Origin of the sequence: Haliea sp., from assembly GCF_040222615.1 — a bacterium.
Lineage (GTDB): Bacteria > Pseudomonadota > Gammaproteobacteria > Pseudomonadales > Halieaceae > Haliea.
Map to the genome: position 1 here is coordinate 1 of NZ_JAVKCQ010000116.1, position 11,341 is coordinate 11,341.

Annotated in this window: 13 protein-coding genes and 1 tRNA gene; 1 reads left to right on the top strand and 13 read right to left on the bottom strand. The window is 62.4% G+C overall.

Features of this window, described 5'->3' with window-relative positions:
- On the top strand, positions 1 to 183 hold a 183-nt coding region (locus RJQ10_RS09545; RefSeq protein WP_350145969.1), incomplete at its 5' end, for a hypothetical protein.
- Here the strand turns inward: RJQ10_RS09545 and clpP are convergent.
- From clpP to fabD, 13 genes are all read right to left on the bottom strand, one after another.
- Positions 176 to 817: an ATP-dependent Clp endopeptidase proteolytic subunit ClpP gene (gene clpP, locus RJQ10_RS09550; protein ID WP_350145971.1), complete on the bottom strand. Its 642-nt coding sequence runs from the start codon at positions 815 to 817 to the stop codon at positions 176 to 178. The two genes, RJQ10_RS09545 and clpP, sit on opposite strands and share 8 nt — an antisense overlap.
- A 63-nt stretch (positions 818 to 880) precedes the next feature.
- Positions 881 to 2,206, bottom strand: a complete 1,326-nt coding sequence (tig, locus tag RJQ10_RS09555) for a trigger factor (protein ID WP_350145973.1) — start codon at positions 2,204 to 2,206, stop codon at positions 881 to 883.
- 86 nt (positions 2,207 to 2,292) lie between these two features.
- Positions 2,293 to 2,377 (bottom strand) — tRNA-Leu (locus RJQ10_RS09560).
- Between the two features lie 191 nt (positions 2,378 to 2,568).
- Positions 2,569 to 3,621: a beta-N-acetylglucosaminidase domain-containing protein gene (locus RJQ10_RS09565; RefSeq protein ID WP_350145975.1), complete on the bottom strand. Its 1,053-nt coding sequence runs from the start codon at positions 3,619 to 3,621 to the stop codon at positions 2,569 to 2,571.
- Between the two features lie 249 nt (positions 3,622 to 3,870).
- Complete coding sequence (locus tag RJQ10_RS09570; protein ID WP_350145977.1) at positions 3,871 to 4,224, bottom strand: PilZ domain-containing protein; 354 nt, start codon at positions 4,222 to 4,224, stop codon at positions 3,871 to 3,873.
- Positions 4,225 to 4,241: 17 nt separating this feature from the next.
- A complete protein-coding gene (holB, locus tag RJQ10_RS09575; RefSeq protein WP_350145979.1) occupies positions 4,242 to 5,225 on the bottom strand; it encodes a DNA polymerase III subunit delta' in 984 nt (327 codons plus the stop codon).
- Entirely contained in the window at positions 5,222 to 5,881 is a 660-nt protein-coding gene (gene tmk, locus RJQ10_RS09580; RefSeq protein WP_350145981.1) for a dTMP kinase, read from the bottom strand. Before tmk ends, holB begins: the two co-directional genes overlap by 4 nt.
- 3 nt (positions 5,882 to 5,884) lie before the next feature.
- Positions 5,885 to 6,937, bottom strand: a complete 1,053-nt coding sequence (gene mltG, locus RJQ10_RS09585) for an endolytic transglycosylase MltG (protein ID WP_350145983.1) — start codon at positions 6,935 to 6,937, stop codon at positions 5,885 to 5,887.
- On the bottom strand, positions 6,934 to 7,770 hold the full coding sequence (gene pabC / locus RJQ10_RS09590; protein WP_350145985.1) for an aminodeoxychorismate lyase: 837 nt from the start codon (positions 7,768 to 7,770) through the stop codon (positions 6,934 to 6,936). The genes mltG and pabC overlap by 4 nt, the downstream gene beginning before the upstream one ends.
- A gap of 13 nt (positions 7,771 to 7,783) precedes the next feature.
- Positions 7,784 to 9,025, bottom strand: coding sequence for a beta-ketoacyl-ACP synthase II (fabF, locus tag RJQ10_RS09595; RefSeq protein ID WP_350145987.1), 1,242 nt, complete (start codon positions 9,023 to 9,025; stop codon positions 7,784 to 7,786).
- Between the two features lie 99 nt (positions 9,026 to 9,124).
- Entirely contained in the window at positions 9,125 to 9,361 is a 237-nt protein-coding gene (gene acpP, locus RJQ10_RS09600; RefSeq protein ID WP_027951009.1) for an acyl carrier protein, read from the bottom strand.
- 145 nt (positions 9,362 to 9,506) lie between these two features.
- Positions 9,507 to 10,250: a 3-oxoacyl-ACP reductase FabG gene (fabG, locus tag RJQ10_RS09605; protein ID WP_350145989.1), complete on the bottom strand. Its 744-nt coding sequence runs from the start codon at positions 10,248 to 10,250 to the stop codon at positions 9,507 to 9,509.
- Between the two features lie 31 nt (positions 10,251 to 10,281).
- Entirely contained in the window at positions 10,282 to 11,235 is a 954-nt protein-coding gene (gene fabD, locus RJQ10_RS09610; protein WP_350145991.1) for an ACP S-malonyltransferase, read from the bottom strand.
- Positions 11,236 to 11,341: the final 106 nt, after the last annotated feature.

Sequence of the window (11,341 nt, forward strand, 5' to 3'; positions counted from 1 at the left end):
TTGCCGCAAAATGAGCAATACAGCAGCTTGCCACCGTCGTCGCCTGATTTTGTGGTGTCTTTACTCATGCTTTGCCCTGTGGTCTATGTGCTCTACTTACTCACCTTGTTCAAAGATGAAGTCTTTTCCCGCCATTTGCAAGTCCCGCGGGACCGTGCCGCGGAGAGGTCAGGCGCTACTTAACCGCCGTGGCGCGACGGTCGATGACCTCGTCTACCAGGCCGTACTCCTTGCTTTGCTCAGCATTCATGAAGCGGTCGCGCTCCGTATCGCGCTCGATGGTTTCAAGAGTCTGACCGGTATGTTCTGCCATCAGTTCATTCAGGCGACGGCGAATGATCAGTATTTCACGGGCATGGATATCGATGTCCGACGCCTGACCGTGGGCGCCGCCGCTGGGCTGGTGAATCATGGTGCGGGCGTTGGGCAGGATGAACCGCTTGCCCTTGGCGCCACCACCGAGCAGGAAAGCGCCCATGGATGCCGCCTGGCCAATACACATGGTGCTGACATCGGGCTTGATGAACTGCATGGTGTCGTAGATCGACAGGCCAGCAGTAACCGAGCCCCCCGGCGAATTGATGTAGAGGTTGATGTCCTTGTCCGGGTTCTCTGACTCCAGGAACAGCAGCTGCGCCACGATCAGGTTGGCCATGTGGTCCTCCACCGGCCCCACCACGAACACCACCCGCTCCTTGAGCAAACGGGAGTAAATGTCATAGGAGCGCTCCCCGCGGGCAGTCTGCTCCACAACCATCGGGATCAAACCCAGGTTGTTTATGGTATTGCTGTTGCGGCCGTCTGGCAGGTTTGACATGGTTGGCTGTTCCTCAAACTATCAATCCGAAGGGCGCCGCCACTGGTGGCGCCCGGCGTTGTGTCAGCCCTGGTTCTGCTGGGCCTGGGCGATCGCTTCCTGGTAAGTGCAGGGCTCGTCCGTGATCTCGGCCTCCTCCAGCAGTTTTTCCACCACCGAGTCCTCCAGCACCTTGGACTCAACCGAAGCCAGCTGATCAGGGTTGCCATAGTACCAGTTGACGACCTCTTCCGAGTCCTGATAAGTCGCCGCCAACTCCTCGACGGTAGACCGCACCTTTGCCGGATCCGCCTTGAGCCCGTTTTTGCTGATCATCTCGGAAAGGATCAGGCCGAGCTTGACCCGGCGCTCGGCATTCTCGCGGAACATGTCATCGGGCAGGATCGACTTCAGGTCAAGCCCTTCGGGAGCAGAACCCCCGAACTGCTGGAACATCTGCCCGCGCAGCGCGTCGATTTCCTGGCCCACCAGGGCCCGGGGGACTTCCAGTGCCTTGTGCGCTTCCACCACCGCGTCCATGACTTGCTGCTTGACCTTGTTGTTTACGGCATTCTTGAGCTCCCGGCTCATATTTTCCGCCACTTCCTTGCGGAATTGTTCCTCACCGCCCTCTTCCACGCCGTAGAGCTTGAACAGGTCCTCGTCCAGTGGTGCCGGTGTCAGGGCCGTGACACGATTGACCTTGACCGCGAACTGTACGGCCGCACCGCGCAACTCTTCATTGTGATAGTCCTCGGGGAAGCTCAGCTCCAGGGTCTTTTCGTCCCCTGCCTGCATCCCTGCGACGCCATCCTCGAATCCGGGAATCATGCGCCCTGAGCCCAGCTCCAGGTCTGAGCCTTCGGCACTGCCGCCCTCGAAGGGCTCGCCGTCACGGGTGCCGGTATAATCGATATTGACCCGATCGCCAGTGGCCGCCGCCCGCGCCACATCGTCCCAGCTGCCCTGCTGCTTGCGGAACACATCAATAATGGTGTCGACATCAGCATCGGTGACTTCAGCCACCGGCCGGTTCACTGCAAACCCGGACATTGTGACCACTTCCACTTCGGGAAACACTTCAAAGGTGGCCACATACTCCAGATCCCTGCCAGGCTCCAGATGGCGAGGCTCGATGCTGGGCTGACCTGCGGGGCGCAGCTTCTCCTGCACCACTGCCTCCTGGAAGGAACGGCTCATCACCTCTCCCAGCACTTCCTGGCGAACGCCTGCGCCGAAACGCTGGCGCATTACCTTCATCGGCACCTTGCCGGGGCGGAAGCCGGGCAAGCGCACGTTCTTGGCCGCTTTCTGCAGCCGGGAATCGACCTCGCCGTCGACGCGCGCAGCGGGAACGCCTACGGTCAGACGTCGCTCCAGGCCTGAAGTCGTTTCAATGGACACCTGCATGGTTATTCCTCACAATCCAATCGGTAGGGGACGCCTCAGCGCCCAGTCATCAGGGGTGACCTTGCACCGGCAAGGCCACGGTAAGTTGGTGCGGAAGGAGAGACTCGAACTCTCACGCCTTGCGGCACTGGAACCTAAATCCAGCGCGTATACCAATTTCGCCACTTCCGCTTGTCGGGAAACCACCATTGCGATTGACCGGCACGCTGGAGAAAATCCTGCAAACATGCCGTAACTTTTTGATTCTTCTGGGGTAAATGCCCCATCAGAGCGCAATGTGGAGCTCTCACAAGGGCGCAGATTCTGCCACAAAGCCAGCCCCTGTACAACCGCGTCACCACCCCGGTGCACGCGCGGCAGACTCAGTCTGTCAGGCAGGCCGGATCGAAGCCGTCCTCGCCGCGCAGCCAGCGCACCACCTCCGCGGCCGCGGCTCCCGGGAGCCCGCTGTAGAGCATCTCCAGGGCCTGCCGCCGGGGCTCCGACATGTCCAGCCCCAGGTCACGAAACAGGCCGCAGTCCCGCTGCAATTGCCCCCAGGTCTCGGCCCCGAGCACGCTGGCAGGAACACGGTCAGCCAGTCCATCGGCCCCCGTGTACAGCTGCGCCAGACCCAGCAGTGCCGGCAGCGAGCACAGCCCCTGGATCATCGGATTGCAGAAATGTCCGCGCAGGGCCGCGGAGCCCGAGCAGGACCGCTGCGCCAGTGGATCCAGATACAAATGCCGGCTGCGCACCGCGCCGTCATTGACCGGGTAGTTGTCCCACAGCACCACCGGGCGCCCCAGGGCATCCTGCGCCTGCTCCAGGTCGGCCGCCGAAACCGCCGGCGAACAGACCTCGTTACCCGTCCACAATAAATCGACATCCGCGGGCAACAGACGCCCGAGATCAGCCCAGTAGGTTCTGGGGCGCCGACCAAAATGGCGCTCCAGAACCGCATCGAATGAGTAGTAGGTTGGGCACACCAGCACCCTCGAGGCCGCGGTCCAGGCGCGGATATCGGCAACAATTTCCGCCTGGCGGCCGGCGAGATCTGGCTGGGCACCGGGCATATCGTCAAACAGCACCGCAAGCAGGGGGGCCTGCAGCTGGTTGAGGCGCTCAATCTTGCCCTGCAACTGGCGCCGCTCCATTGCGCCGTACCCCGCATAGAGCAGAAACGGCGACAGGCCCACTCCGAAGCGCACTCCGGCGGCGGCAAAATGCGCGGCGAGTTCGCGCAATTGCCGCCATTCCCCTGGCGGCCAGTCGCGCTGCCACTGCTTGCGCAGAAAGGGGTCACCTTTCGGCGCGTACAGATAACTGTTGAGTCCAAGCTGGCGCAGGATACCGGCATATTCCAGGCGCAATTGATGGCTCCAGGGGCGGCCATAAAAGCCCTCGACGACACCGGCCAGGAACTCAGGGGGCATGATTGCGCAGCCGCATATTACCTTTCGCGATAATTTTCAAGACATTTATTCCGAATCAGCCTAATAATCGACCTCTTAACTGTGGAAAATTACCACTGATAGGCGATACTTAAAGCGTGGTCGTTTATCCCCTGAATCTTTTAGGCGGCCGTGAGAGCACCTCTTCTGCTCTGCTAGGAAGCAATTCCTTTGTGTTTCACTCCTAATGGTCTTATTGGGTCCCTTCCGGGACCCTCTTTTTTTGCGCTGCTACATAGTGTGAGTCGGGCGGTCCGAATTCAGGGAGCCCGCGAGATGGTTCTCGATCTTGCTGTTGGCGGCAGCATCCTGCTCACTGAACTGCACGCCGATACCCGCGGTCCTGTTGCCCTGGGCACCCCGGGGGGTGACCCAGACCACTCTGCCGGAAATGGGGATCTTCTCCGGCTCGTCCATCAGGGTCAGCAACATGAACACTTCATCGCCAACGCTGTAGCTCTTGTTGGTCGGCACGAACAGGCCGCCATGGTTGAGAAACGGCATATAGGCGGAATAGAGGACCGCCTTGTCCTTGATAGTCAGCGACAGAATGCCGTTGCGACTGCCTGCGGCCGTATCATTCATGATCGTATCTCCCTGCTTCAGGTGGGCATAGTAGCACTGCTGTCGCGCTCGCCAAAGCTGTCGTGCAGGCAGATCAGGACAGACTCCAGTACCAGCTGCGGGTTCGGGTTCGAACCGGCCGCGACCGCGCCACGCAGCGTTTGCAAACGGTCCAGCAGGCGAAACAGGGAACGACTGGCCCGCAAGCTGCCCGCTGTCTGGCGGCGCAGGTATTGCTGCACGAATACCGTGATCTCCTCCAGCGCCAGGGCCGGGTCCAGTTGACCGAACAAGGTGGCAACCGCGGCTACCGCGGGCTCGCCGGCAGCCAGGGCCTGCAGGCCCGCCTGCCGCGCCTGCAGGCTGTCACTGCCGGATTCGCGGTACAGGCGCTCTGCCCGCAACGGCATACCCGATGCGAGGCCCAGCAATTCAGCGCTGGCCTCCCGGGAGCCGGTCAGGTGGTCTAGCCAGGGCAGGCATTCTCCTGCGGAGGGCAGCGGCAATTTCAGCAGCTGGCAGCGAGAGCGCACCGTGGCGGGCACACCCTGCAAACGCTCGCAGGCGAGGATAATATGAGTACCGGCGGCGGGCTCTTCCAGGCATTTGAGGAGGGCATTGGCGGCGTTGGTGGTCATGGCCTCCGCCGGCGCCAGCACCAGCACCTTGCGGCTGCCGAATCCCGCGGTGCGAAAAGCGAACGCAATAGCCTCCCGGACCTGCTCAATCTTGATAACCTTGCTCTTCCCCTCCGGCTGCAGCCAGCGAAAATCGCCGTGGCTCCCGGACTGGCTGTAACGGCACGCCGGGCAGTTGCCACAGTTGTGTCCCGCCTCAGGCTGGTGGCACAGCAGCAGACGCGCGAGGGCCAGTGCCAGGCGCGCCTTGCCGATATCGGCCGGCCCGGCCAACAGCAGCGCGTGGGGCAGCTGGGCCGACTGCAACTGTCCCTGCAGCTGGTTCCAGGCCGCGGTTTGCCACGGCAACGGCGCGCTGACCGCTGGCAGTTCCAGGAGATTCATGACCACCCCGGGTGACGGGGACCCCAGCAGGCGTGGAGTTCCCTGCAGATTTCCTCCAGGCGCTGCTGCACCTCCGGCAGCGGCAGGCTGGCATCGACCAGGTGATAGCGGCCACTGCTCTCCCGCGCCAACTGCAGGTAGGTTTCCCGTACCCGCTGGAAAAAAGCCAACTGTTCCTGCTCGAAACGATCCAGCTCCCCCCTGCCACGCACCCTTTCCAGCCCCGTCTCCACCGGCGCATCCAGCAGCAAGGTATAGTCGGGCCGCAATTCGCCCTGAACGAGGGTTTCCAGGGTCCGTACCGCGGCTGCCGGCAAGCCCCGGCCCCCGCACTGATAGGCATAGCTGGCATCGGTGAAGCGATCACAGATCACCCACTTCCCCGCGGCCAGTGCAGGCTGAATCACCTGCTGGAGATGCTGCGCGCGCGCGGCGAACAGCAGCAGCAATTCCGCCATCGGTGCCACCGGTTCGTCGCGCACCTGCAGCAGGACACTGCGGACCTCTTCTCCCAGGCGGGTCCCGCCGGGCTCACGGGTAACCACCAGCTCTACGCCATGGTTGTCCAGATAAGTAGCGATAGCGGCGATATTGGTCGATTTACCGGCACCCTCGCCGCCTTCCACGGTGATGAACAAGCCGCGCCCCGTCTGCATCCCTTATTGCGTCCCCGGTGTCGAGCGATAGTCCTGCCGTCGCTTCAGTTGATATTTACGCACAGCCCGTTCGTGCCCCTCCAGGGTGGCGTTGAATTCATGCGTGCCATCGCCACGCGCCACGAAATACAGTGCATCACCCGCGGCGGGCTGCAGGGCCGCATGAATCGCCGCCCGGCCCGGCAAGGCAATCGGCGTCGGCGGCAAGCCATCGTGGCGGTAGGTATTGTACAGGTTGCCGATGTCCCGCAAATGCTGCCGCCGCAGATTGCCGTCAAATGCTTCACCCAGGCCATAGATTATGGTGGGATCGGTCTGCAGCCGCATACCCAGCCGCAGACGCCGCACAAACACGCCCGCGATCTCCTCGCGCTCCTCCGGCACCCCGGTCTCGCGCTCAATGATTGAGGCCATGATCAGCGCCTCGTAGGGGTTGGCGTAGGGCAAGTCCGGTGCGCGCCGCTCCCACTCACTGCCCAGCGCGTTGAGCAGCGCCTGATGGGCGCGACCGAGGATATCCAGGTCGCTGGCACCGCGCTCGAAACGGTAGGACTCCGGCAGGAATAGCCCCTCTGGCGCCTCCCGCGGTGCCACCAGTTGTAACAGGCGGGAATCGTCCACACCGCTGAGGACCTGTTCCAGCGCCGATTCTGCCTGCAGAATCTCCAGCGCGCGCCCCAGTGCTATGCCCTCGGGCAGGGTCACCTGGTACTGTATAACCTGGCCACTGACCAGGAGCTCCAGCAACGACCTGGCATTCAGGCCAGGTGCAAGCCGGTATTCGCCCCGACGAATGCGCGCATCCAGACCGTGGAACCGGGCCCAGGCGACCAGCAATTCCGGGTGCGCCAGTACGCCCTTGTCATGCAGGCGACTGGCGACGCTGCGCAGGCTATCCCCGGATTGCACCAGCAGCACCATGCCCTGCTCAGGCAGTAGCAGCGGCGCACGCCAACGCTGCTCCACAACACCTGCCACCAGCGCCATTGCAACCACCGACAGCAACGCCAGCAACTGCAGCACCCGCGCCGCCTTTCCACGCACCTTCGGGCTCATTCGCCCAGGCACTCCAGGTAGGCCACATGCAGGCGCCGGGTCACCGGATGCTCAAGCCAGCGACGGTCGCGAAACGTACCTACCGGACGCAGGCCGATGACGCTGTTGCAGTAGAACAGTTCGCTTGCAGCCAGCAGTTGGGAAAGCTCCAGGCGGGTCTCTGCGGCCTGCAAGCCGCAAACTGCCGCCAGACGCTCCAGAATGAGGCGCCGTCGGGTGCCCGCGATCCCCGCTTCATCCAGAGAGGGCGTCAACAGGCGCTTCCCGGCCACCAGAAACAGGTTGCCCGCGGAAACCGACAACGGCATGCCCGACTGATCAAGCATCAGGACTTCATCGCAGTTGTGCGGATCACAATCCGCTGCGGCAAGTACCTGCTCCAGGCGGTTGAGGTGTTTCAGTCCCGCCAACAGGGGCTGGCGCCCCCAGCGCACTGAAGTCTCACCCAGGCGCGCAGGGGCTGGAAACCTGTCGGGCTCTACTTTCAGCGACGACACGCTGATGACCACCCGCGGGCGGCAATCTGCCGGCGGCGCATAGCCTCGCGGACCGCCACCGCGGCTGACCGTGAGTCGCAATACGCGGAACAGATCAGCGCCCGCCTCGGCGGCCGCGGCCCGGGCGAGGTACTCGCTGACAGAATCCATGCAATCGGGAAAACCCAAACGCTGCAGACCGACTCGCAGTCTATCCAGATGCAGCTCCAGCAACAGGGGCCGTGAGCCTCGCAGCAGCAGGGTCTCGAACAGGCCGTCCCCATAGGCGAAGGCCCGGTCGGGCAGCTCAAGGGCGCCGGCGGGAGCGCCGTCTATCCAGATACTGGTCTCCCCCACCACGCGCTCGGCATCAGCCGGGCTGACTGAACAACAACGAACCGTTGGTGCCGCCGAAGCCGAATGAATTCGACAGAGCGTGCCGTATCGGCCGTTCCTGAGCAGTATGAGGCACGTAGTTGAGGACGCAGCCCTCGTCGGGGTTATCGAGGTTGATGGTGGGCGGCGCCACCTGGTCGCGCAGTGCCAGGATGGTGAAAATGGCCTCGACCGCACCGGCAGCACCCAGCAGGTGCCCGATCATGGATTTGGTGGAGCTCACCGCCACCTGCTGGGCAGCACCGCCCAGCACTGACTCGATGGCGCGACTCTCCGCCAGGTCGCCGGCATTGGTGGACGTGCCGTGGGCATTGATATAGCCGATCTGGTCCGCGGGTACGCCGGCGTCCCGAATTGCATTGCGCATTGCCGCGGCGGCGCCGCGGCCGTCCTCGGGCGGCAGCGTCATGTGGTAGGCATCGCCACTCATGCCAAAACCGGTAATTTCGGCGTAAATATTCGCACCGCGAGCCCTGGCGAATTCGTACTCCTCGATCATCAGTACGCCGGCGCCATCGCCGAGTACGAATCCATCGCGATCGCGATCCCAGGGGCGGGAAGCCGCGGTGGGATCGTCATTGCGGGTCGACAGCGCGCGCGCGGCGGCAAAGCCACCGAGGCCGACCGGAGTGGTCGCCATTTCAGCGCCGCCTACCAGCATCGCATCTGCATCGCCGAGGGCAATCAAACGGGCGCCGAGGCCGATATTGTGGGTGCCGGAGGTGCAGGCGGTTACCACCGCAAGATTCGGACCCTGCATATTGAAGCGTACCGACAGATTGCCGGCAATCATGTTGATAATGGACCCGGGGACAAAGAACGGGGAGATCTTGCGCGGGCCGGAAGTGGCAACGATCGCCGCGTTTTTTTCTATCTGCCCAATGCCGCCGATCCCGGAGCCGATAGCGCAGCCCACACGATCCGCGTTCGCCTCGGTAATTTCCAGGCCTGAATCGAGCATCGCCTGGATACCGGCGGCCATGCCGAACTGCACAAAGATATCCATCTTGCGGGCATCTTTGTCGCTGAAATAGGGACTGGTGTCGAAGCCCCTGACGCTGGCACTGAAGCGAGTGGTATAGGCGGCCACATCGAAGTCGACTATCGGTGCGACTCCGCTTTTACCTGCAAGAATGTTTTGCCAGGTCTCCGCTACGCCCAGCCCCAGAGGGCTGACCATGCCGAGGCCTGTGACTACAACGCGTCTGCCGATCACCGCATGCACTCCCCGGTTGAATCAGGAACTGGAAGCATAAATAAGAAAAGCCGTCCTATCAAAGCATAGAAACGGCTTTCCAGTGTAGTGCGGGTTAAATCAGGCGAGGTTTTCCTTGATGTAGTCGATCGCCAGTTTCACAGTGGTGATCTTCTCGGCTTCTTCGTCGGGAATCTCGGTTTCGAACTCTTCTTCAAGAGCCATTACCAGTTCAACGGTATCCAGCGAATCGGCACCCAGATCTTCAACGAATGAGGCCTCGGTCTGGACTTCTTCTTCTTTAACGCCAAGCTGTTCTGCGACAATCTTCTTAACGCGTTCTTCGATGCTGCTCATTGTATTGGTAACTCCTGAAAATTTAATTCTGAATGAAACCTGGTCACCCGGCCCGAGGCGGCATTTTACTCTGTTTTTACGCCGAGTAATAAATTTTTTTTAGGCCGAAACAGCCAGCCCTGCCACCTTGCCCCGACCCGCAACTTCAGGCCATGTTCATGCCGCCGTTGATGTGTATCGTTTCGCCGGTGATGTAGCCTGCCACTTCGCTGCACAAAAAGCCAACCAGCGCGCCGATTTCCTCTGCCTCCCCCAGCCGCCCGAGGGGGATCTGCCCCAGCATCAAACCGCGCTGGTCCTCACTGAGAGCACGGGTCATATCGGTATCAATAAAGCCCGGTGCAACACAGTTCACGGTTACTGCCCGGGACCCCAGTTCGCGTGCCAGGGCGCGGGAAAAACCTTCCGCGCCGGCCTTGCTGGCTGCGTAGTTGCTCTGGCCGGCGTTGCCCATCGCGCCAACTACCGAAGTGATATTGACGATGCGCCCCCACCGCGCCTTGGTCATGCCGCGCAGACAGGCCTTGCTGACCCGGTAGAGCGCGTTCAGATTGGTATCGATCACCGACTGCCATTCATCTTCCTTCATCCGCATCAGAATGTTGTCGCGGGTGATACCGGCGTTGTTGACCAGCACCAGCGGCGCGCCGAACTGCGTCGTAATCCCTTTCACCACATCATCGACCGCAAGCTGGTCGGCAACATCCAGGGTCATGCCGCAGCCGGAAAAGCCGCCTGCCCGGAGATATTCACTGATGGCCGCAGCACCTGTCTCGGTCGTAGCAGTGCCCACCACGGTATAGCCGCTCCCCGCCAGCTGCTCGGCGATAGCGCGGCCGATGCCCCGGCTGGCGCCAGTTACCAGGGCTACCTTGCTGTCGTTGCTCATACGATTTCTCCCTGTACCATGAAAATGTTATTCACACCGCTGCAAGCTCGGTCAAAGCGTCCCGCAGGCCCGCCGGCTCTTCCAGGGAGTAGCTGCAGAGCTCGCCGTCTATGCGTTTGTTGAGGCCGCTGAGTACCTTGCCGGGGCCGCATTCCACGACATGGCGCACTCCCTGGGAGGCCATGTACTGGACGCAGCGCGTCCACTGTACCGGGCTGTAAATCTGCTCCACCAGCAGGCTGCGGATGCGCTCGGGATTGGTTTCAGGCAGCGCATGCACATTGTGCACGACTGGAATCGCCGGGGCCGCCAGCGGCACGGAGGCCAGCGCCGCTGCCAGTTTTTCGCCGGCGGGGCGCATAAGAACCGTATGGAAAGGCGCGCTGACCGGCAGGGGCATGGCCCGCTTGACTCCGGCGGCCTTGAGGGCTGCGCCCGCCCGCTCAACGGCGGTGGCGTGACCGGCAATAACCACCTGTCCCGGAGAGTTGAAATTCACTGCGGCCACTTCCCCTGTTCCCTCCGCGGCTATCTCGGCACAGATGCGATTGATGCTGTCGTCGTCGAGCCCGATGATGGCTGCCATGGCGCCTTCACCGACAGGCACCGCCGACTGCATGAACTCACCGCGCTGACGCACCAGGCGCACGGCATCGGCAAAGTCCAGGGATCCCGCGCAGACCAGTGCCGAGAATTCACCGAGACTGTGCCCTGCCAGCAGAGTCGGCGCCGGTCCGCCCGCGTCTCCCCAGGCGCGCCACAGGGCGACGCTCGACGTCAGCAGCACCGGCTGGGTGGTCGCGGTCAAATTCAGGGCCTCCTGCGGGCCGGCCTGCACCAGGGCCCAGAGGTCGAGGCCCAGGGCCTCTCCCGCCTCGGCAAAGGTGTCGCGAACCGCGGGGAACTCGGCGTGGGCGGCGGCCAACATGCCAACCTTCTGCGAACCCTGGCCCGGAAATACAAATGCGGTATGGCTGGTGGTCATGGTGGGGACATTCTCCTTGGCAAGCAAAGGGCCGGTTCAGGCAGTAAGCAACAATGCCCTTCAATAGTGTAGAACACGGAGGAAGTGCTGTAGAAACGCGAAACGG